This window comes from Pseudomonadota bacterium, from assembly GCA_039028155.1.
GTDB lineage: Bacteria > Pseudomonadota > Alphaproteobacteria > SP197 > SP197 > JANQGO01.
The window spans coordinates 36,112-57,974 of the sequence record JBCCIS010000018.1; the positions used below are offsets into that span (position 1 = coordinate 36,112).

Consider the following 21,863-nt stretch of genomic DNA (forward strand, 5'->3'; position numbering starts at 1 on the left):
AATGTATGCAGTTTGTTGACGGTGATGTCGCCGATGCGGTTCGTGCATTACTTCGGCTAGATTATCCACCGGCGTGCGCAACGCCCGCGATCAGACAGACACAACGGTTACGGAGTACGTTCGACAACAACACAGAGGGGTAGGAGCGATGACACCGCGTGCATCAAGACGTCTGGCAATTGCCGTTCTGACGGCAGTCCTGATCGCGGCCGCACCACCCCTTGTCCGGGCCGATGTCGCACCCCCTGGCGACACCCGCGACCGCTTGACCTTCGACGAGTTGATGACGGGCGCACCGAACCGGGACGGTCCTGTCCACAACGATTACTTCATGCCCATCGGTCACGCGGACCCGGCGCACCATGCGTTTGAAGGCGTGCTTGGTTTCATTGGCGCACCCTTCTTCGTCGGACAAGGGCGCTTTCCAAGTTTCCAGGTGTCCTTCGTCACGACAGATGGATACCTGGTGCCTGTTGAGCACGACATCGTGCAGCCGCTTTCCGGCGGCTGGGATCTAATCCTGTCGCCGGGACGGGTCTGGTCGGAGCCCGGCGACAACGGCTGGTCGCGTGCCTCATTCCCGTTCGTTCTGACGGGAAGGACGTGGAACGACAGCCACAACGGTCTCGCCACCTTTCTCTACAACGATACCGACGTGTCGGATGCAACGTTCCAGATCGTTCAGGAAGCAGCGTCCTGGTCGCGCTTCGATGCGTGGTCGCAGTTGCAATTGCTCTATCAGCCTGGTCCCGTCGATGGGAAGGCCGACCTTGTCGCGACATTCAACGATATGTTGGCGCAGCGTATACCAACCGCGCCTCTCGATACGCTTAGCGCGGACAGCCACCTAATCGACGGCATGGAGCGTGGCCTGGGGCATATCACGGTCACCGGACTGCTGGATGACGGCGTGCTTTACCGCACGCCTTGTTACACCCGTTACGGCGACTATCCCTATTGCGACGACATGCGTCATGGCGTCTATGCGGTGACGATGTCGGCGGGCGCCGCGCTGAGTCTCTTGTGGCTGGCCGAGCGCTACGGACCGGAGGTGTTCGACGCGAAGATCGCCGACAATGTCGACGTTACCGCCGATCACGACGGCTGGAACAATGTGACGTTCCGCGACGCCATCGACATGGCGACCGGCATCGGCGAAATGGCGCCCAACCAGACATCGGCTATCGATGATATCTATGCCGACGGGGAACGCTTCATCTATCGTTTCGCCAACGCGCTTGGTGTTGAGACCAAACTCGATGTCGCCTTCGAGGACGGCCGTTACGAATGGGGACCCGGTGAGGTCGTCCGCTACAACGACCTGCACACCTTTACGCTCGCCGTCGCCATGGATGCCTATCTCAAGGACAGGGAAGGCCCGGATGCCCACTTGTGGGAAATGGTGAGCGAAGAGGTGCTGCGGCCGATAGGTGTCGCGGTGGCACCCATGATGCATACGCGCGAAGCGGACCGCTCCCGCGGCATTCCGATCATGGGCTGGGGTTTCTTCCCGACCCTCGACGACCTCGCCAAAATCGCCCAGCTCTATCAGGATCGCGGCGCGCACAATGGCCGACAGCTTCTCTATGCCGATGAAATCGACGTGTTGCTGGACGGCTCCGGCAGCGACCTGACGATCCCATGGAGAACCGCCTATGGCACCTACCGCTATGACTTTTCCTTCTGGTACATGCCCTATCGAGGCCAGGCGTCGTGCGGCGTTGCGATCCCTGAGATGATTGGCATTGGCGGCAACATCGTGACCCTGATGCCTAACGGTATGACCGGCATCCGGCTGGCAGATGCCGACGACGATTCCGATGCCATGTGGAGCGGCGAAAACATGGCGGCGTTGGCGGACAACGTGCGGTCGTTCTGTGAGTAGGCGACGATCATCAGGCATCCTCGCGGAGGCCAAGCCAAAACGACCGAAGGGTGTTTTCCTCCGTCACCTAGCTCACGACAACTGTTACCTATTGAAGGAGACATTTCGGTGACATCTTCCAGGAACGGCGTAACCAGGCGGAACGTCTTGGGGGCGGCAGCAGGTTCGGTTGTGATGTCGGCTGCGGCGACCGCGGGCGCGCAGGAGATGGCGACAACACCGCTGGCCGCCGGAGAACCCATCATCTTGACGATTTGGCAATTCGGCCGTGACGCAAACGCCGTAGGTTTCCCCGTGTTGCAGGCAGGAGGCTCAGCGGCCAATGCCGTCGAGGCCGCCATCAATCATGTGGAATTGCGACCCGATGCGTATTGGGTGGGCTATGGCGGTGTTCCCAATGAGGTGGGCGAAACGACGTTGGACGCGATGATTCTATGGGGACCGACACACGACGTCGGTGCGGTCGGGTGCTTGAAGCGGGTCAAGCGCGCCATCTCTGTCGCGCGAACGGTCATGGAGGAGACGCAACACTCGTTGATTGTCGGCGATGATGCGACGCGCTTTGCCGTGCGGATGGGCTTTCACGAGACCTCCCTCTCGACGCCGGGTTCCCAAGCTGTTTGGGAAGAATGGGCGGCGACCAATGAGTCCTCCGATGCCTTCGGGCCTGAGCCATATCAAAAGGACGATCTGGCCGGGCATGACACGGTCGGGTCTATCGCTCTCGATGCCGATGGCAATCTCTGCGTTGGGTGTTCCACCAACGGCCGTGAGTTCAAGATACCGGGTCGTGTCGGCGACTCACCCATTGTGGGCGCAGGCGCTTTTGCCGATCAGGACGTTGGCGCTGCCGTTGCGACCGGGAATGGTGATGTGATGATGCGATTTTTGCCGACCTATCACACGGTTGAACTTATGCGAAGCGGCATGCCGCCAGGCGATGCGGCGGCAGCGGCCATCAAGCGCATTACCGACAAGGGCTACACGTTCCGGGGCGGCATCGTTGCCATGGCCATTGATGGCCGGCATGGCGGTGCGCATTCAGGATGGGAACAAGCTGGATTCGGCTATGCCGTTCAGACCGAGCAGGGCGCGATGACCTTTCCCATTCCAGGCTGACAGGAGTGATGGGTTTTGCGAGGACGGGCCAATTGGGACGCGTGCCAGGACGGTGCCCACCTTGTCACTCACGATGCTGGTGGATCATGCGAGGGTGACGTGGTTGTAGGGTTCCTGCCACACAGCTTTGACACCACGTCAGCGCCACTGGGCTGCTGCCCACCGAGGCAGCCATGAAGTCTCTGCCTGCCTTTGTCATTGTACTGCTGTTCACGGTAACGCCCATGGTGAGTCTCGCCGACGTTGCGCCGCCCGGCGATGTGCGCGACCGCCTGACCCATGAGGAGTTGATGGCGGACACACCAAACGAGGATGGGCCAATCCACAACGACTACTTCATGCCGGTCGGGTTGCATGAACCGGCGCTTCACGAGCTGTCCGGTGTGCTCGTGTTCTCGGCGACGGAGTTCTTGGAAGACACAGGGCAGACAGCCGACATGTATGGGCTGATGCTCAACGAAAGCGGCCATCTGATTCCGGCGGAAGAGTTCCCCGAGTTTGCGGCATCGTTCATGACCGTGCAAGGTCATCTGGTGCCCGTTGAGCGGGATGTCATTCGCACGCAGTCTCCCGACTGGGATGTTGTTCTTTCACCGGGCAGGGTCTGGACAGAACCCGGTGACGACGGGTGGTCACGCGCGTCGTTTCCGTTCGTTCTGGTCGGGCAAAAATGGAATGATACGCACAATGGGATTGCGACGTTTCTCTATAACGAAACCGAGACGTCCGACCTTCAGTTTCAAATCGTTCAGGAATCCGCTGAGTGGTGGCGCTTCTACACGTGGGCGCGCGTGCCGCTGGCTTATCAACCGGGGCCGGTTGCGCAAAGACAGGAATTTGAGGCAGCGTTCGCCGACGAACTTGCACGGCGACTGCCGACCGCACCCCTTGCATCCCTGGATGCCTCTTCTGGCGCGATCGACGGCATGACGCACAACCTCAAGCATTTGACGCTGACCGGGCTGGTCAGCGATGGGACGTTCTATCGCACACCCTGTTACACGCGGTTTGGGGACTATCCGTATTGTGATGCGATGCGGCACAGCGTGTACAACGTGTCGGTCTCGGCCGGCGCGGCCCTAAGCCTCTTGTGGCTTGCAGAGAAGTACGGCCCGCATGTCCTGGATCTGAAGATCGTCGATTATGTCGATGTCGTGACACATCACGACGGCTGGCAGGATGTGACGTTTCTGGACGCGATCGACATGGCGACCGGCATTGGCAGCCTTGCCGGGCTGGAGGGCTCTCGCCGTTATGACTTCGAAGACGACTTGGAAGCGCTCTACTACGCGCAGTTTCATGACGCCGCGGACGCGCAAGGGCGGCTGGATGCCGCGTTCCTGGCCGGTAACTACAGCTGGGGACCAGGCGAGATCGCCCGATACAGCACCGCACAGACCTTTGTGCTGACTGCCGCCATGGACGCTTATCTGAAGCAGGAGGAAGGGCCGGACGCACACCTGTGGGAGCGGGTATCCAATGAGGTGCTGTTGCCGATCGGCGTGCATCATCTCCCGATGGCCCACACACGCGAGTCCGACGGCGAACCGGGCTTGCCACTGCTTCACTCCGGCCTGCTTCCAACAGGTGAGGATCTGGCAAAAATCGCCATGCTGATTCACGACCGCGGTGCCGTCGACGGGCGTCAGGTGCTTTATGCCGATGAAATCGATCGGCTCCTCGAAGGCGACCTAAAGAGAGGGTTGCCCATCAACTGGCGCACGCGCGATGGGCAGTACGGTTATGACTTCTCTTTCTGGTTCATGCCTTTTACCTCAGCGGATGGTTGTTGGGTCCGGATCCCAAAGATGATGGGTAACGGCAACATTGTCGCGCTCATGCCCAACGGTACCACGGCGATCCGTCTGGCGGATGCGACGCCTGGGACACCCGGCATGTATGAAGCAGAGAACATGGCGGCGTTGGCGGATAACTTGCGGTCGTTCTGTGAGGTGTCGCCATGATCCGCGCAGTGTGCGTCATACTTCTTGGCTGCCTGCTGACGACAACCGCACACGCCGAAAGTGAGATCGTCACGTTCCCGGTGACCGAGTTCTCGGGCGAAACGACCATGCTGCGGGCGAAGCTCAACAGGCCCGAAGGCGACGGCCCATTCCCGGCGGTCGCGCTGCTGCACGGATGCAACGGTCCAAACTTTGTGAGCACTTTGGACGAACAGATCTTTGAGCCGATGGGTTATGTCACGTTGGTCATCGACAGTTTCGGTCCGCGTGGTCTCGCGCACGCATGCGACAGCACGAACGCGTATGTCGCGCCTCCTTCGATACGCGCCCTCGATTCCCATGCTGGAAAGGCGTTTCTGGCGCGTTTGTCCTATGTCAATGATGAACAGATTGGTGTTGTCGGATGGTCCCATGGCGCGATGAGCATCTTGAGGGCCATCAGCAATGATGTCTTGAACCAGCCGGATCGACAGGCCCCCTTCAAGGCGGCCGTCGCGTTTTACCCACTCTGTCCAACGAGACTAACCGGCACCGATGCTCCGCTGCTTATCTTGATCGGCAGTGCCGATACGTCGACACCGCTCGCGCGATGTGAGTCCTTGTCGCTAGCCGGTGACAGCGAGGTCTACGAGATCATCGTCTACCCCGGGGCCACCCATGCCTTCGATTGGGTGGACTCTCCCGGAGAGTTCTATGGTCACAGGATGATCTACGACGCCGAGGTGACGGAAGACGCCTACCGCCGCATGTTCGACTTCCTGGCGTTGCACGTGCAAGCGCCATGATCCGCGCACTTGTCACCACTCTTCTTGGATGTCTGCTGGCGACGACCGGTCGCGCCGAAAGCGAGATCGTCACGTTCCCCGTGACCGAGTTCTCCGGCGAGACCACGATGCTGGAGGCCAAGCTCACCGTGCCTCAAGGAGAGGGACCGTTTCCGGCGGTCGTGCTGCTGCATAGCTGCGGTGGAACTGACCAGGAGGGGACGTGGGCTAATTACACCCGGATAGCGTCGTGGGGCTATGTCACGCTGCGCATCGACAGCTTTGGGCCGCGCGGCATCGATCATTTGTGTGCGCCGTCACCGGACATAGACCGTGCAAGCTACGCCACGCGGGCGCGCGACGCCCACGCGGGACGAGAGTTTCTGGCGAGCTTGCCCTATGTCGACGGCGACAGGATCGCCGTTGTCGGCTGGTCCCACGGCGGCAACAGCGTCATGAAGGCCATCAGCAACATATCGAGGTATGAGCCGCGCACGACGACACCATTCAACGCGGCCGTCGCGTTCTATCCCTTGTGTGATTTGACCCGCGGTCTGGATGCGCCACTCCTGATCCTGACCGGCGATGCGGACAACCTGACGCGGGCTTGGAACTGCGAGACGATGGAACTTCCCGATGCAACGCAAAGCTTCGAGCTCGTCGTCTACCCCGGCGCGACCCATGCGTTCGATTGGGAGGGTGAGGATGTTGTCTATCGCGGACATAAAATGTCCTATGACCCGGAAGCGACGGCAGATGCCTATCGCCGCGTGGAGGCGTTCTTGGCGCAGCACCTGCAGGCGCCGTGACGCGTGCGACATGCATTGCGTTCGCCGCGTGCCTCATAGCCGTAGTTGCCGGCGCGCTATCTTTGTCGACGCCCGTTTTGGCAACCGAGCCAATCGTCGGTACCTGGCAGGGCATCATCATTGAAAGGGGTCTAGATCCCTATAACGCCACGCTGGTCATCGAGAGTACCGACGAGGGAACGAGTTCCTATCCCGAGTACGACTGTGACGCCCGGCTCACCCTGATATCCGTCGATGGTGCGATCCATGAATACAGCGAGATCATTACGCGTGGGCGGTTTCGTTGTACAGACGGTTATCTCCAGCTGACCGTTGACGGCGACGAGCTGATCTACAGTTGGACCGAGGAGCGGCAGGGCGACGACGTCATCTACACAGGTAGACTGCAGCGACTGGATGAAGTGCCGTGACCCGCGGTATCGTCGAGCGCTTCGACTTCCTGTCTGCGCGGGGAAACGAGGTCGCCATTTTCGCGGTTCACGCGCGTTCTGCCAGAATGGAGACGCTATCGCTGACGTGAGAGTCCGTCATGGATGGTAACGACAGAGCGAGAAAACGACATGAGGAGGCCGCCAAGCTGCGGCAAGTGGCTAACTCCGCGGCGCCGCGCGCCTACCAGGATCCGAAGAAAGAGGCGCTTAAACTCGAAGACCTCGATCCCAACGACAACAACAACAAAGGCATGGACAACACCACCTTCGGTAATGTCGTCGATCTGTATGGCGCGTTTACCCAGGACGATTCGTGGCGCACCAGGCCCATCTCCACGGCGGTCTCGATGAGTTCCTATGCGCTCGCGTACATTCTTCTGCTGATCGTGCTGAGCGTCGCCCAGTGTTCCTGGTGGTATGAGCCCGGCATGTACTCCGATAACGACGCGCGGACCGTGGCGCACGGCCGCTGATGCGCGTCGGCCGCGCGCCTCAGATCAGCGAGCGGCAGGTCAGTCCCCGTCGCCGCTGAGGTATTCGTCGGTCGACTTCAGCGTCGCATAGGCGAAGCCGAGCGCGCTCATATAGGCGGCGTGGGCTTGGCGGGCGGGGATGGTCTCGCCCTCGAACTCCAGGTCGCGGGACGCGCAGGCGTCGTGGATGACGGTGCAGGTGTAGCCGAGATCGCTTGCCGCGCGGGTCGCGGCGTCGACGCACATGTGGCTCATGGCGCCGCAGATGACGAGGTTCTCGACGCCGTTATTGCCGAGCACGTCCTGCAGGTCGGTCTCGTGGAAGGCGTTGACCTGGTGTTTGAGGACCTGCGGCTCGCCATCCTTGGGCGCGACGTCGCGATGGATCTCCGCGCCCGGCGATCCCGCGACAAAGAACGGCGCGTCGTCTTCGACAAAGTTGTGGTGGACGTGAACGATCAGGTCATCGGACTGGCGAAACTTCTCGACCATCTTGGAGGCATTGGCCGACGCGGCCTCGATGCCGTCAAGGGTCCACTTGCCGTCGGGGTAATAGTCGTTCTGCAGGTCGATGATCACGAGCGCGGTCTTGGTCATGGCGGTGTCCTCCGGCGGTTGCGTGTCGTGGGTGTTCCTGGGCTGGACAACGTAGTCATGAGGGCGCAGGGTCGGAATTGGCACAAATGACATAAAACACGGTGAAACTGACAGGATGACGGAAGAGAGCGGCGCCGCGACGGCGATTGGCGTGCTGGCCTATCCGGGATCGCAGGCCTGTGCGGTGCACGGCCTGAGCGATCTGTTCGCCGTCGCGAACGGCATCGCGGAAGAGAGCGGGGCATCGTCGGGACCGGCCTTTTCCGTCAGCCACTGGGCGGTGTCGGGCGATGGCGGCGATGTCGTCATGACCGATGGTCCCGGTGAGGGCGGTCACCAGCAACTGGGCGCGTTGATCGCTCCGCCATGTCTTGGCGAGCAGGGGCCGGAGGCATTCGCGCCGCCCGTCCTGGCCTGGATCCAACGGCAGCACGGCGGTGGCGCGGTGATCTGTTCGATCTGCGCCGGCGCGTTCCTGCTGGGCGAGGCGGGGTTGCTCAACGGACGCGCGGCGACGACGCACTGGGCCCTGGCAGAGCAGTTCGCCGATCGGTTCAAGGGCGTGCGGCTTGAGACCGACAAGCTGATCGTGGACGACGGCGACATCATCACCGCCGGCGGCGTGATGGCGTGGGTCGATCTGGGGCTTCGTCTGGTCGACCGCTTCGTCGGTCCGACGGTGATGCTGGATGTCGCGCGATTTTTCCTTGTCGACCCCAGCGGCAGGGAGCAGCGATTCTATAGCGCCTTCGCACCAAGTCTCGGCCATGGCGACGAACCAATTCTGGCGGTCCAGCATTGGCTGCAGACCAACAGCGAGAGCGCCGTGACGATCGCGTCGATGTCGTCGGTCGCCGGATTGAGCGAGCGGACATTCCTGCGGCGCTTTCAGAAAGCCACCGGCCTTAAGCCCACCGCCTATGTGCAGTCGCTGCGTGTCGGACGGGCGCGCGAACTGTTGGAACAGTCGTCGCTGCCGTTCAATCAGATCGCCTGGAAGGTCGGCTACGAAGACCCTGCGGCCTTCAGCAAGGTGTTCCAGCGGATCATGGGTCTTGCACCCGGCGAATACCGCCGGCGTTTCTCCGTGGGTTGAACCAGGTGCGATCTGAAGGAGACCTGTAGCGGACGGCCATCCTGTGCCAACGCGTTTTTCGGTCAAGCGGGCCGGCACGGTTTCCGTAAAGACGGAAAATGCGCTAACGTCGGCGCCGCGTGAACACATGTGTGACGTATCTCGGCAACAAGACCGGGGAGCGCCAACAGATGAGCGACTATCTTTCGAGGGGGAAGGGGAGAAAAGGTCGGCGCGGGCGGCATGTGATGCCGTTCGGCGACGCCTTTGGCGTGCGCGCCGTCGTGCGGGCATGTATCGGGCTCGCGGTGTTGACTGCCATAGCGATCGGCGGGGCGCGGGCCGAGGTCGAGGCGCCGGGCGGGGTGCGCGACGTGTTGACGGCCGAGGTGCTGCGTCATGGCCGGCAAATGGGCGACGAGGCCGTGCACAACGGCTGGTTCATGCCGGTCGGCGCGTCGGCGCCGGCGCTGCATGCGTTTACCGGCACGCTTCATCTGCCGGAGACGCGGATGGCGGGCTTCGACGGTGGCGACAGGGGTGATGCATGGTTCCCCGCGGTCGCGCTGACGTTCATCAGCCATGACGGTTATCTGATCCCCGTCGAGCCGGGCATCGTAGGCGGGACGGGTTCGCGCAGTCCGTGGGATATCATCGTGTCGCCAGGACGCATTTGGTCAGAGGCCGATGACGGCGGGCGCTCGCGCGCGTCCTTCCCGTTCGTCTTGGCCGGCGGCGCGTGGTGGAACGAGGCGCATAACGGCTTGGCGACGTTCGTCTTCGATGACGACGGCGTTTCCGACGTGCGGTTCCAGATTGTGCAGGAGACCGCGCCCTACAACACCTTCGACGGATTTGGCCGGCTCGAAGCGACTTATGATCCCCATGATGTCGCGCAGGCGGCGGCCGTGCTCGCGGCGTTCAAGATGGACCGCGCGGCGCGTCTGCCGGTGCGCCCGTTCGCCGACCTGGAAAGCGGTTTCTCACTGGCGGCGATGCGCACCTTCGCCGGGCGCTATCGCGACGAGCCGGTCAGCGCCAGCGGGCTGGTGGTCGACGGCGTCATCTATCTGCGCCCGTGCGAAACGCGCTACGGCGACTTCCCCTATTGCGAGGAGATGCGCCATGGCGTCTTCTCGGTGACCAAGTCGCTGGGCGCGATGGTCGCCATGCTCTACCTTGCCGAAAAGCACGGTGACCATGTTTTCGATCTAAGGATCAGAGATTACCTGGAGGTCACCGCGCACCATGACGGCTGGCAGGACGTGACCTTTGCCGACGCGCTGAACATGGCGACCGGTATTGGCGAGGGATCGCCGAACGCGGGCAGCGCGCATTACTATGCCGAAGTCTTCCCGGGCTGGAAGACGACACTGTTCCTGGATTCCCCATCAACTTCCGGCAAGCTGCGCGCCGCGTTTGCCGGTCTTGACTATGACTGGGGCCCCGGCGAGATCTTTCGCTACCGCAACATGGATACGTTTGTTCTGGCGGCCGCCATGGACAGCCTCGTGAAGAGGTTGGAAGGGCCGGAAGCCAACATGTGGGACAACGTCATGGCCGAGGTGTTGCAGCCGATCGGGATTCCCTCGATCCCGATCTCGCGTACGGTCGAGCCGGATGGCGGGACGGGCATTCCGATGATGGCCGCCGGCCTCTATCCCAACGTCCACGACATCGCCAAGATCACGTCGCTGCTGCACACCAAGGGCCGCCATGACGGCCAACAGCTGTTAAGCGAAGCGAAGCTGGACGAGGCGTTCTACCGCACGCCGATACGCGGGTTGGACGTGCCGGGGTTCGACGAGACCTATCACATGTCGCTTTGGTACTTCTGGGTGCGCCAGGGCCCGTGCCGGGTGACGGTGCCGCACATGTCAGGCTGGGGCGGCAACATCATCGAGGTGCTGCCCAATGGGCTGACCGCGTTTTTCCTAAGCGACGACTTCGTCAACGAATACCGCGCGGTCGCCGAGGCGGCGGGCGAGGTACGTCCACTTTGTTCGTGAGTCATCGGACTTCTTAGCGGGCCTCTATTGTCAGGCCGGCAGTCCGGCCGAGGTCAGGTCGCGCAGGATACGATCGGTGATGACGCGATCGGCAAACTTAGGTTCGCTCTTCACGAAAGCGGACGCGCGAAAGTCCGGGTCGACGCGCAAGAGAGCGGCGACGGCGTCCTGCCGCTCGCCGGGGTCCTCTAGACACGCCTGATTGCCGACCCGATAGGCGAGCGCGCGCAGGCTCGGGCGACCAAGCCCATTGAAGGCGTCGCGCGCTTCTTCGTGCTGGCCGTTCAGATAAAGGGCGACGAACTCTTCCTCCCGGCACCAATCAGGCAGGAACGGGTCCTGTCGCATCGCCTGATGAACGAGTTCCAAGGCACGATCGAAGTTGCCGACGGCGATGTAGTGAACCGCTGAACGCGCCTTGACGTAGGCGTCGTTCGGATTGAGCTCTATCGCCTTTTCGTGATGAACCTCGGACCGGCGAAAGTCGCCTTCATAAAGAGCAATGGCGCCGACGATGCGATGGGCCTCCGATTCATTGGGATCGAGGTCCAGGGCGCGGTTCGATTCGTCGACGCTGCGCTTGTACCATTCGCCCCGATCGTCCATCAGCCAGTTCCACGAGCCCGCACAGGCCCGCCACGCGTGAGCGCGCGCGAAGTTGGGCGACAGTTCGATCGCCTTCTCGATCCATGTCACCGCCTGTTCGGCGTTCTCCCGCGACAAGCCGCCGACATGGTGAAAGGACAAACCGCGCAACAGGCAGTCATAGGCTTCAATGTTGTCGGGCGGCTGCCGCTTGGCGGCATCCATGCTGGAGGACTGCACACGATTGGCGATCGTCGCGACGATCTTGCCAATCAGTTCGTCCTGGACATCGAACAACTCCTCGCCCTTGGCATCATAACGTTCCGCCCAGACGTGGTTGTTGGTCTGGGCCTCGATCAACTGGGCTGTGATGCGCACACGCGGGCCCAGCCGCCGAACGCTGCCCTCAAGCACATAACGCACCCCCAGTTCCCGTCCGACCTGGGTCAGGTCGACCGCCTCGTCCTTGTAGGCAAAGCTTGCGTGCCTAGAGATGACGAAGATGGACTTGAAGCGTGAGAGTTCGGTGATGACGTCTTCGGTGAAGCCGTCGGAGAAGTACGCCTGTTCGGCGTCGTCGCTCATGTTCGTGAACGGCAGCACCACGATCGACGGTTTGTCGGGCAGCGGCGGCGCCAGGCCTTCCTGGCGCTGGCTGTTCTGCAGGCGGTTGACTTCGATGTCGCCGGCGACGGCATAGACCGTGGTCGGACCCTCGATGTTCTTGAATGCCTTTGGACCCAGGCATGTGAAGCCGAAGCCGGCCGATTTCGCCACCTGATCATAGATTGGCGCGCTGATATGAACCTCGCCGGGGGCACAACCGGCTTCGATGCGTGATGCGATATTCACACCGTCGCCAAGAAGCGTTCCATTTTCGACGATCACATCGGCCAGATGGACGCCGATCCTGAGCATCATCTTGCTGTCGGCCTCCAGCTCGCGGTTCTCGAGCACCAGGTCCCGCTGCGTCTCGACCGCGCATCGCACGGCTTTGACGGGACTGGCAAACTCGGCCACGAAACCGTCGCCGGCTTCGCCGAAGATCCGGCCGCCGGCCTCGGCGACGCGGTCGGCGAGAATGCCGCGCAGCTTGGCCAAACGTTTTATGGCCGCTTCCTCATCAGCCCCGACAAGACGCGAGTAGCCGGCGACATCAGCGGCAAGGATGGCGGCAAGATGCCGTTCCATAGGCGACCTCCTAGACCTCCCCAGACTAGCGATCGAGGGGCCAAAAATCCATTTGCCGGCTACAACAACGCCGCGTCCGTGCTGTGTCCGGCCGGCAAGAGCGGTTTCGCCTGCCTTGACGGAACCGCCAAGTGATCCCATCAAGGCCGGGTCCGCACTAGCCGATTGATCGGTTTTCTATTTCGACGAAATGGGATCATATGGCTCCAGCATGCCGAACAGGAGGCCTAGTTATGCGTTGGATTGCTGCATTTGCGCTCATACTGGCTTTGATGCCGGTTGGCCACGCGGCTGCCGACGAGGCGCTGCTTGCCGAGGGCGAGGCGGCCTTTAACCGGGGCGACAACGAAACGGCGCTTTCGATCTTTCGCCCGCTTGCCGAAGAGGGCAACGCCACGGCGCAAGGTTGGCTTGGCACCATGTATCTGTGGTCGTTCGGCGTGAAGGAGAACTTCGGCCAGGCGCTCAAGTGGTCGCGTCTGGGCGCCGAGCAGGACGAGGTCTATTCGCTCTATCAGATGGGGCTCATGTACAAGTACGGCTTCGGTGTCAAACCTGACGACACGCAAGCCCAGCCCTATTTTGATCGGCTCCTGGCGAAGGCGCAGCAAGACGATCTGCACGCCCAGAACTTGGTCGGCCAGATGTACCACGATGGTGACGGTGTGGTGCGGGACTTTGACGAGGCGCGACGCTGGTACCTGCTGGCATCCGAACAGGGCAACCCCTATGCATCGCTGAACCTGGGCTACATGTACGAGTGGGGCGACGGCGTGCCCGCCGACTTCAATGACGCCGCCAACTGGTTCGCGCTCTCGATCGAGCAGGGCTACGTGCTCGCCGAACATGACCTGGACCGCGTCGGCGGTGTCGGCGCCGGCTACAAGAGCGGCAAGGACGCCAAGCAGGAGAAGTAGGGTGATAGGTGCGTTGCTGGAAGTGAGCGCGCTGGTTGTCCTGGCGCGCTAACGCGCGCGATCCCGTCACCCCGGGCCTCTCCCTCAAGGGGAGAGGGCGAGCAGGGGCGCCGGCCCCGCTGCCGCCTTTCTTCTAGCCTTCGCGCGGCCATCGGGTCATGGTCGCCGCGCCATGAGAGACAGCAACGACACAACACGAAGCGGCGAGTCCGTGCCGAAGCAGCCGGGGCGGGGCGAGTTCATCGTCTTGATCGCGCTGATGATCTCGATCGTCGCGATGGCGATTGACGCCATGCTGCCGGCGTTGGGCCAGATCGGCGAGGACATGGGTGTGGCGGGCGGCAACCGCCAGCAGCTCGTCGTCACCTTCCTGTTCCTGGGCCTGGCGTTCAGCCAGATCGTTTTCGGACCCTTGTCCGACAGCTTCGGCCGCAAGCCGGTGATCTATGCCGGCTTTATCATCTTCATGATCGGCTGCGTCATGTCGATCGTGGCGACGTCGTTCTGGGTCATGTTAGCCGGGCGCCTGTTGCAGGGTATCGGCGCGGCGGGACCGCGCATCGTGACGCTCGCTCTGGTGCGCGACCGTTTCGGCGGGCGCGAGATGGCGCAGTTGATGTCGCTCGTCATGACCGTCTTCATCCTGATTCCGGTGTTCGCGCCCATTGTCGGCCAGGGCATCATGATGGTGACCCATTGGCGTGGTATCTTTGTCATGTTCCTGGTCCTGGCGGCGATCGCGTTCGTCTGGTTCTGGGTGCGTCAGCCGGAAACCCTGGCGCCGGAGAAGCGTAGCAAGCTGTCGGCCGGACGCATCGCCCGGGCGTTTCGAGAAACGCTGACCAACCGCACGGCGCTGGGCTATACAGTGACCGCCGGCCTGATCTTTGGCGCCTTTATCGGCTACCTGGTGAGCGCGCAGCAGATCTTTCAGGTCACGTTCGGCGTCGGCGAGGCCTTCCCGCTCTATTTCGCCGTGTCGGCGGGTGCATTGGGTTTCGCGTCGATCACCAACGCGCGGCTGGTCATGCGGTTCGGCATGCGTCCATTAACCGGCGTCGCGCTGGCGGCGGCAAGTCTGCTGTCGATCGTCTTTCTGGTGGTCGTCGTACTGGCCGGTAACCATCCGTCCCTATGGGCGACGATGGTCTATATCGTCGTGACGTTCTTCTTCGTCGGTTTCGTCTTCGGCAACTTCAACGCGCTCGCCATGGAGCCCTTGGGTCATATCGCGGGATCGGCGTCATCAGTGATCGGCTCGGTCACCTTGCTGATCTCGCTGGCGCTGGGCACGCTGATTGGCCAACTCTATGACGGCACTGTGCTGCCGCTGGTCGCGGGCTTCGCAGTTTTGGCCACGGTGTCGTTCGCCGTCATGATGTGGGTCGAACGCACCTTGCCGTGGAACGCGCAGGATTGACGGGGTTGTCGCCGGTTCTCTCAGCCGGCCTCGCCGGCCCGATTCAAGGCTTCCAGGTTAAGCGTGTTGAAGTGGTGAATGAAGTGTTCGCCCCAGCCTTCCTTTTGTTCCGGGTCGACCATAAGCCTGCCGGGTTTGTAGCCGCGTGAGCTGACGCCACGCTGCACCGCCTCGACGAGGTCGACATCCTCGGTGTTGAGCTGATTGCTGATATAGGCCTCGGCCGTCTCAGTGGGTTCGGACATCGTTCCGTCAAGGGTGAAGTATGTGATCCTCTCTGCGACGCGGTCCGGTCCCGCCGGCTTCATGTTGAAGATGAACAGCATGTTCGTTCCCGGGAAGACCGAGAAGGTCATGTTGGGCCACAAGAAAACCTGGTGGAACGGTGCGCCGCGTGTGTTGGTGAACGCGTCCGTCTCGTTCACGTCATAGGGGATGACCTCGGCTTTGCCGCCGCGCGCGGTGTACTCGATCGTTCGTCCGTTGATGTTGAACCCGTAAGTCGACGTATCAATAATGTGGCCCAGTGCGACGTGCGCTTTTCCGCAGCGCCCGACGTGATAGGCCTCCAGAAAGTTCTCGGTCACGATCTTCCAGTTCGCCTTGATGTCGTAGTCCTTGTGCGTCGCGTACCGCAGGTCGGGCGCCTCGGCGACCATGGCCATGACGATGCTCTCAAACGCCGGCGCCATCTCGCGCAAGGGTGTCGCGTCCGGGTCGAGATTGACGAAGACGAAGCCGCCGATGATCTCAACGTTGATTGGTGTAAGCCGGACATCCGTGCGATCGAAGCCTTTGACTTCGTCACACATCGGCGCGTTGCGCAGCTTGCCCTCCAAGTCGTAACACCAGGCGTGGTAGGGGCACGTCACCACCATCTTGACATTGCCTCGTCCGGTCAGGAGTTCATGACCACGGTGTTGGCAGACATTGTAGAAGGCACGGATCTGGTCGTCCCTGCCGCGTATGACGTAGAGCGATTCACCACCAATCTCGTCGACCAGATAGTCGCCGGATTTGGGCAGCTCCGTCTGGTGGCAGACATACTGCCACTCGTGCTGGAAGACCGCGCGCTGTTCAGCCTCGAAGAGTTCGGGGTCCGTGTAGTACCGGCCATGAGGCGCATGGGTTTGCGTCGCGTCTTCGGTGAAACCGTTTCCGGCGAAGTTGACCGATTCGACCTTCTCAAGCATGACGGACCCCTTTGTTTTCATTGCGAAAAGTCTTGCCAACCAGATGTAATACGATCATATTAATACGAGCGTATTGTGTCGGAGTCAAGCTGGTACCCAAGACATCCTGTGATCAGGCGGAGATTGGATCGATGAAGACGCAGCCAAGCCCATCCCACCGGCGTCTTGAAGATGCCAGGGGCATGCTGATCGATGCGACGATGGAATCGATCTTTCGGCACGGCATCGCCGAGACCAGCATCTCGACGATCACCGAGATCGCCGGTCTGTCCCGCGGCATGGTGCGGCACTATTTCGCATCGAAGGACGCGATGATGGTTGCCGCCTATGAGGCGCTGTTGGCGAAGTGGAAGGAGAACTTCTATCGAGCGCGCGAGGGTGGTCCGCTTCAGCGTATCGTTCGGCTGATCGAAACGATGTACACGCCGCCCAACTTCGACCCCAGAGATTTGTCGGTCTGGATCTCGCTCAACGCCGGTGCCCTGCACGACCCAAAGCTTGCGGCCATGTGCAGCAAGGAGACGGCAACCTGGTTGGATGTGTTCAAGGAGGAGATCGCCGCGTATGGCGAGCAGGTGGGACGGTCTTACGACACTGATCGCATTGCCGAGACTCTTCTCGCGGTATCCGATGGTTTATGGATCAAGCACATGATCGAGCCGAACAGGGTCGATCAGCAAAAGGCTTTGGGCATAAACACGAAGCTTCTTTTTGACATGTTGGGCATTGCGGGCGCTTGGCAAGACGACAAAGCCAAGTGAACCTCGCTGCCGATCCACGTTGACGGCGCGCCAGTGTGTTCGTAGGGTGCCGTCGCGAAAACCAAGGGAACGATTCAAGATGACGACCTCCATCGTCGTAGTAGGCACGTGGCGCATGGTCCGGTAGCGGAAACCATAACGCTGCCCTGTGCGCCCCCGATTCCGGTCGGGGGCTTTTTTTGTGCCCTAGCTTTGACGATGCCGCCGGTTCGACCCGGCCGAGAGGTTCCGATGTTTCATCCCGCCGCGACGCCGCCACGCCTGGTCACGCTGATCCTGCTGACCGCGCTTGCGACCCTGTCGCTGAACTTGTTCCTGCCCTCGCTCGCGGCGATGGCGGCGGATTTCGACGTAAGCTATGCGCTCATTAGTCTGACTGTCGCCGGCTACGTCGCGGTGACGGCGGCGCTGCAGCTGGTCATCGGGCCGCTCTCAGACCGCTTTGGACGCCGGCCGGTGCTGCTTGCTGCGATGGCGGTCTATGTAATCGCCTCGGCGGCCTGCGTCATGACCACCGATATCGGTGTGTTTCTGGTCTGCCGTATTCTGCAGGGCGTCATCATCGCCGGCTGGACGGTGTCGCTGGCGATCGTGCGTGACATGAAGCCGGCCAACGAAGCTGCCAGCACGATCGGCTACATCAGCATGGTGATGGCGGTCGCGCCGATGATCGGCCCGCTTGCCGGTGGCTTGTTGGATGCGTTCTTTGGTTGGCGTGCGAGTTTCGTGGCGTTCACGCTGATGGGTCTTGGCCTCCTCATCCTCTGCTGGGCGGATCTGGGCGAAACCAATGCCGCACGCACAGGCGGCTTCGCGGCACAAGTGCGGGCCTATCCCGATCTTCTGCGTTCGCGTCACTTCTGGGGTTACGCGTTATGCATGGCGTTCTCGGTCGGCGCGTTCTATGCCTTCCTGGCCGGCACGCCGCTGGTCGCGACCGCGGTCTTCGGCATGTCGACGGCGACGTTGGGCGCGGCCATGGGCAGCATCACGGCGGGTTTCGTCTTCGGCAGTTTCCTCTCGGGCCGGCTGGCCAGGCGCCATGCGCTCGCGACTATGATCATCGCCGGCCGGCTGGTCGCCTGCATCGGTCTTGCCGCCGGGCTCGTCTTGGTGATGGCAGGGTACCTGAATGTCGTCCTGCTGTTCGGCGCGACGATTTTCGTCGGTATCGGCAACGGTCTGACGACGCCGAGCGCCAGCGCCGGGGCGATGTCGGTGCGTCCGCACCTGGCGGGCAGCGCGTCCGGTCTGTTCGGCGCGCTGACGGCGGTTGTCGGCGCCCTGCTGACGGTGATCACCGGCGCGCTGGTGACGGTGGAGACGGGCGCGTTCATGTTGCTCGCCATCATGCTGGCGGCATCGTTTCTGGCGCTGCTCGCCGCGCTTCTTGTGCGCGGGCCTGGGCCTGAAGAAATCTAAGCGGACTTCGCGCTGTCGCGGTCGCCGGTGCGCCGGCCGAAGGGCTGGTTGGGCTTGAGCGCGTTGCCGCCGACGGGGCTGGGGAACTTGACGGCCTGGCGCGGTGGTTCGGCTGTCTCGCCAGTGTCGCCCTCGGCCCGGTCGAGACCGTTGTCCAGCGCGACGACCAAGGGCCGGCGCAGGCGCTCGTTGATATGCGGCCACAGTTCGATGACTTCCTTGGCCGAGCTCGACTTGGGCGCGGTCTCCATCACCGTGCGCCCGTCGATCATGGCCGACGCATAATGCACGCGGCTGTGCAGGATGACCGGCGCCACGGGGCCGTGCTGGGTAAGCGCGATCGCGGCGTCCTGATTGATGCGCGCGCGTGGCGTGCCGCCGTTCAACACGAACATCAGCGGTTTGCCCTGCGCCTCGACAATGTCGACGGTCGCGCCGACAGCGCGCAGATCGTGCGGGCTGGGCCGGACCGGCAGCACGACGAGATCGGCGAGCGACACGACGTTGCGGATACGCCGGGTGACGGCCGGCGGTGTGTCGATGATGACCAGGCGTATGCCGTCATCGCGCAAGTCGGCGAGGTCGCGGGCCAGCGTCCACTGATCATCCTCGCGGCGGCGCGGCACGCCAGTGAGCTTGACGACATCGTCGGGCGCTTCGTCATCGCGCGCCAGCCACCAGTGGTAAAGGCTGCCTTGCGGATCCGTGTCGATCATCGCGACGGGACCGTGGCCGGTGCGCGCGGCTTCAACCGCCAGATGGCCGGCCAGGGTCGTCTTGCCGGCGCCGCCCTTTTGTGAGGCGAGCGCCAAAACGCGCATGGAACTCAGCATCGCCGGCTTCCAGGCAGTTGGGTGTCGCGCGGCTCGAGCGGAACACAGACGATCTCGCCGCCGCGGCGGATCGCGCGTTTGCGGTTTGTGGTGACGGCCATGGCCGGTCTCCCTTTGGCAGCCCCGCTGTCTTCGCCCGGCACGGTATCCGGCGAAGACCGGTGGCTTTGCGCCCCGCCGTCGCCGGCGGTTTGCCCTTATCGAGGTGTCCAATAGGGACAGCCCGGCGGCGCGGTCGCGCGCGCGATGAAAGAGTCGGCAAATCAACCGCACATTTCCACGGCAATCGGAACCGGGAGTGACGGCGGGCACACTTATCGGGGCGATTGGGACGGCGTTGGGTGTCCAGGCGATCCAGATGGAATGCGATCTGCTCTAGATCCAATAGGTCAACGCCAGTGTCATGACGACGATGGTGAGCAGGGTCGACACCATGATCAGGCCGGCCACCTCGTGCGCCAGCTCGGGCACGTGCTGGTCGACGAACAGGTAGGTGGCGACCGAGACGGGCATCAGGCACATCAGGATAAAGACGCCGCGCTCGGTGCCGGTGAAACCGAAAACCTGAAGCAGGCCCAAGGCGATGGCGACACCCATGGCGATGTGGAACAGACTGAGATAGGTGGCACGCCAGAGCGCGCTGATCTTCAAGGTGGCGAGCGTATAGCCCAGCGTCAGCAGCATGAGCGGGATGGCGAGGCCGCCGAGGATATCGAACGCCGCGTCGATTGGTTTCGGCAAGGCCGTGTCGGTCGCCATCAAGACAAGCGTGACGAGCACCGCGTAGATGATTGGCGAGGTTACAAGGCTGCGTATCGAGAAGCTGCCCATGGTCACCGCCATGCCGACGGTGAAGATGCTGACCACGATGACAACGACAAACGCCATGGCATAGGCCATGCCGGCCTCGCCAAACGCGAGCAGCGCGATGGGCAGGCCGACGTTGCCGACATTGGCGTGCATCATCGGCGACAGGAAAGCGCGGGTATTGAGGCCCATGATCTTCAAGAAGACGAAGGCCGCAACACAGAAGCACGCCAGCACCGCGACGGCCGCCAGCATCATATCGAGGAACGCGCCGATCGGCACATGAGCATCGGAGAGGTGGGAGATGATCAACGTCGGGTAACCGACATTGGCGACCACGCCATTGACCATCTTGTTGTCGAACGGAACCTTGAACCGCGCAAGGCCGAAACCGATGGCGGCGCAGATCAGCACCGGCAGGACCACGTTGGTGACGTGTAAGAAAAGCTCTGCCATGAACGACGGCGCCCCCGTAGGCGAAGAGTCTACAGGAGGGCGCGCGCGTGATCCATCGCGCGGGCAGGATCTGCTCTAAAGCGCGGAGAGGGTCTTCAGGGTGCTTTTCGTGATGACTTTGGTTTCGGCCATCATCAAGGCGAGCAGGTCATCGCCGGCGGGCGCACCCTGAAGGTCTTCCAAGGTCCGTCGTCTGGCAGTGAAGTCTGCGTAGGTCAGCTTTGGATCGGCCGTCTTCCCGAAGGCTTCGTGAAACACGATCTCGGCAATGTCGCGCGGCATGGCGAGCACCGTGTCGTCGTCGGGGCCGTCGGCAAAGATGACGTGGTTGTCCAGATCCAGCATGCCACACCCTGGGGGTCGCGGATGCCGATCGTACACTACGTGGCGGCGAGCCCGCAGTGCCTTGTGGCGTGTCGAATGGAGGCATGTCGCCGAGCACATTGTCTCATTTTGGCAATGTGCTCGGTTTTGCGATCAGCGCGGCCGCGGAAAGATCTCCTGCTGCGGCTGGCGGATCGTCACGCGCAGGGACAAGCCGTCGATGATCTTCTCCATCGAGACATCGCGCCGCGACATCGGCTCCTTGATGTCGAAGATGCGCTTATCGGTGTTGTTCAGCTTGTGCGTCATGGCCGGGTCTCCCCAAGTGCGGATGGTTGAACCTCTGCCCTACACATGGGGAGGATGGCGTGGAAGACTGGTCAGCATGACAACATGCGTGATCAGTCGCCGCGATTTGGGAAGTGAATTATGGCGGCTTTAGAGCACGACAGGATCTGCTCTAAAGCCGCGAGTGGTGATCGATAAGCCGGCGTTATTCGTCGGCGAAATAGTACCCGGCCGGCGTGGCGCCGGCCGCGCCGTTGGCTTGTGCATTGCTGACGGCAGCCGCCAGCTTTTCCAGTTGCTCGTGGGAAAGGATGCCCCCGAGTTCGTTGTTCTGCGTGGTATGCTTGTCGGACTTGGAGCTCTTTTTGTCGGCCATTGGTGTCGCCTCAATGCCTATGTTGTCTGCGCCTTGGCAGGTAGGTGGTAATGATCAACGTTAATGCTTGCCCGTGGCGTGGGGTTGGTGACCGTGATCACCGGGTGTCGTGCATGTCCTGTGCCAGCCGACACACCTCGGCCGTTCGCGTTGCCGAAGCGCAA

At 62.1% G+C, this 21,863-nt stretch carries 21 protein-coding genes and 1 riboswitch; of the genes, 13 read left to right on the forward strand and 8 right to left on the reverse strand.

Annotated elements, in window-relative coordinates:
- Nucleotides 1-148 precede the first annotated feature (148 nt).
- The 7 genes from AAF563_11610 to AAF563_11640 all read left to right on the forward strand — a co-directional run bounded on the left by AAF563_11610 (nucleotide 149) and on the right by AAF563_11640 (nucleotide 7,445).
- On the forward strand, nucleotides 149-1,885 hold the full coding sequence (locus AAF563_11610) for a hypothetical protein (GenBank protein ID MEM7121917.1): 1,737 nt from the start codon (nucleotides 149-151) through the stop codon (nucleotides 1,883-1,885).
- Between the two features lie 174 nt (nucleotides 1,886-2,059).
- The gene (locus AAF563_11615; protein MEM7121918.1) at nucleotides 2,060-3,004 is read left to right on the forward strand and encodes a N(4)-(beta-N-acetylglucosaminyl)-L-asparaginase; all 945 of its coding nucleotides are present in this window, start codon (nucleotides 2,060-2,062) and stop codon (nucleotides 3,002-3,004) included.
- A gap of 173 nt (nucleotides 3,005-3,177) precedes the next feature.
- The gene (locus tag AAF563_11620) at nucleotides 3,178-4,968 is read left to right on the forward strand and encodes a hypothetical protein (protein ID MEM7121919.1); all 1,791 of its coding nucleotides are present in this window, start codon (nucleotides 3,178-3,180) and stop codon (nucleotides 4,966-4,968) included.
- Nucleotides 4,965-5,753: a dienelactone hydrolase family protein gene (locus AAF563_11625; protein MEM7121920.1), complete on the forward strand. Its 789-nt coding sequence runs from the start codon at nucleotides 4,965-4,967 to the stop codon at nucleotides 5,751-5,753. Before AAF563_11620 ends, AAF563_11625 begins: the two co-directional genes overlap by 4 nt.
- The gene (locus AAF563_11630) at nucleotides 5,750-6,541 is read left to right on the forward strand and encodes a dienelactone hydrolase family protein (protein ID MEM7121921.1); all 792 of its coding nucleotides are present in this window, start codon (nucleotides 5,750-5,752) and stop codon (nucleotides 6,539-6,541) included. Before AAF563_11625 ends, AAF563_11630 begins: the two co-directional genes overlap by 4 nt.
- A 77-nt stretch (nucleotides 6,542-6,618) precedes the next feature.
- Nucleotides 6,619-6,951, forward strand: a complete 333-nt coding sequence (locus AAF563_11635) for a hypothetical protein (GenBank protein ID MEM7121922.1) — start codon at nucleotides 6,619-6,621, stop codon at nucleotides 6,949-6,951.
- A gap of 119 nt (nucleotides 6,952-7,070) precedes the next feature.
- Nucleotides 7,071-7,445: a hypothetical protein gene (locus tag AAF563_11640; GenBank protein MEM7121923.1), complete on the forward strand. Its 375-nt coding sequence runs from the start codon at nucleotides 7,071-7,073 to the stop codon at nucleotides 7,443-7,445.
- 39 nt (nucleotides 7,446-7,484) lie between these two features.
- Here the strand turns inward: AAF563_11640 and AAF563_11645 are convergent, their stop codons facing one another.
- Nucleotides 7,485-8,042, reverse strand: coding sequence for a cysteine hydrolase family protein (locus AAF563_11645; GenBank protein ID MEM7121924.1), 558 nt, complete (start codon nucleotides 8,040-8,042; stop codon nucleotides 7,485-7,487).
- 115 nt (nucleotides 8,043-8,157) lie between these two features.
- Between AAF563_11645 and AAF563_11650 the strand changes: the two genes are divergently transcribed.
- A complete protein-coding gene (locus AAF563_11650) occupies nucleotides 8,158-9,138 on the forward strand; it encodes a GlxA family transcriptional regulator (GenBank protein MEM7121925.1) in 981 nt (326 codons plus the stop codon).
- A gap of 227 nt (nucleotides 9,139-9,365) precedes the next feature.
- On the forward strand, nucleotides 9,366-11,126 hold the full coding sequence (locus AAF563_11655; GenBank protein ID MEM7121926.1) for a serine hydrolase domain-containing protein: 1,761 nt from the start codon (nucleotides 9,366-9,368) through the stop codon (nucleotides 11,124-11,126).
- A 30-nt stretch (nucleotides 11,127-11,156) separates the two neighbouring features.
- Here the strand turns inward: AAF563_11655 and AAF563_11660 are convergent, their stop codons facing one another.
- Nucleotides 11,157-12,902, reverse strand: coding sequence for an adenylate/guanylate cyclase domain-containing protein (locus AAF563_11660; GenBank protein ID MEM7121927.1), 1,746 nt, complete (start codon nucleotides 12,900-12,902; stop codon nucleotides 11,157-11,159).
- Between the two features lie 233 nt (nucleotides 12,903-13,135).
- Between AAF563_11660 and AAF563_11665 the strand changes: the two genes are divergently transcribed.
- Both AAF563_11665 and AAF563_11670 read left to right on the forward strand, forming a co-directional pair.
- A complete protein-coding gene (locus AAF563_11665) occupies nucleotides 13,136-13,819 on the forward strand; it encodes a tetratricopeptide repeat protein (GenBank protein MEM7121928.1) in 684 nt (227 codons plus the stop codon).
- A gap of 172 nt (nucleotides 13,820-13,991) precedes the next feature.
- Nucleotides 13,992-15,239 (forward strand): multidrug effflux MFS transporter, encoded by a 1,248-nt coding sequence (locus AAF563_11670; GenBank protein ID MEM7121929.1) that lies wholly within the window; start codon nucleotides 13,992-13,994, stop codon nucleotides 15,237-15,239.
- A gap of 20 nt (nucleotides 15,240-15,259) precedes the next feature.
- Here the strand turns inward: AAF563_11670 and AAF563_11675 are convergent, their stop codons facing one another.
- Entirely contained in the window at nucleotides 15,260-16,432 is a 1,173-nt protein-coding gene (locus AAF563_11675; protein ID MEM7121930.1) for an aromatic ring-hydroxylating dioxygenase subunit alpha, read from the reverse strand.
- Nucleotides 16,433-16,563: 131 nt separating this feature from the next.
- Between AAF563_11675 and AAF563_11680 the strand changes: the two genes are divergently transcribed.
- Together AAF563_11680 and AAF563_11685 are read left to right on the forward strand one after the other, a co-directional pair.
- Nucleotides 16,564-17,193, forward strand: coding sequence for a TetR family transcriptional regulator C-terminal domain-containing protein (locus AAF563_11680; GenBank protein MEM7121931.1), 630 nt, complete (start codon nucleotides 16,564-16,566; stop codon nucleotides 17,191-17,193).
- 231 nt (nucleotides 17,194-17,424) lie between these two features.
- Complete coding sequence (locus tag AAF563_11685) at nucleotides 17,425-18,615, forward strand: multidrug effflux MFS transporter (protein ID MEM7121932.1); 1,191 nt, start codon at nucleotides 17,425-17,427, stop codon at nucleotides 18,613-18,615.
- Here the strand turns inward: AAF563_11685 and AAF563_11690 are convergent.
- The 5 genes from AAF563_11690 to AAF563_11710 form a co-directional block, all read right to left on the reverse strand.
- Complete coding sequence (locus AAF563_11690) at nucleotides 18,612-19,436, reverse strand: ParA family protein (protein ID MEM7121933.1); 825 nt, start codon at nucleotides 19,434-19,436, stop codon at nucleotides 18,612-18,614. The genes AAF563_11685 and AAF563_11690 overlap by 4 nt on opposite strands.
- A gap of 125 nt (nucleotides 19,437-19,561) precedes the next feature.
- Nucleotides 19,562-19,654, reverse strand: a riboswitch (cyclic di-GMP riboswitch).
- Nucleotides 19,655-19,823: 169 nt separating this feature from the next.
- Nucleotides 19,824-20,711, reverse strand: a complete 888-nt coding sequence (locus tag AAF563_11695) for an AEC family transporter (protein MEM7121934.1) — start codon at nucleotides 20,709-20,711, stop codon at nucleotides 19,824-19,826.
- Between the two features lie 75 nt (nucleotides 20,712-20,786).
- Entirely contained in the window at nucleotides 20,787-21,056 is a 270-nt protein-coding gene (locus AAF563_11700; GenBank protein ID MEM7121935.1) for a hypothetical protein, read from the reverse strand.
- Nucleotides 21,057-21,188: 132 nt separating this feature from the next.
- Nucleotides 21,189-21,344, reverse strand: coding sequence for a hypothetical protein (locus AAF563_11705; GenBank protein MEM7121936.1), 156 nt, complete (start codon nucleotides 21,342-21,344; stop codon nucleotides 21,189-21,191).
- A gap of 184 nt (nucleotides 21,345-21,528) precedes the next feature.
- On the reverse strand, nucleotides 21,529-21,699 hold the full coding sequence (locus tag AAF563_11710; protein MEM7121937.1) for a hypothetical protein: 171 nt from the start codon (nucleotides 21,697-21,699) through the stop codon (nucleotides 21,529-21,531).
- Nucleotides 21,700-21,863: the final 164 nt, after the last annotated feature.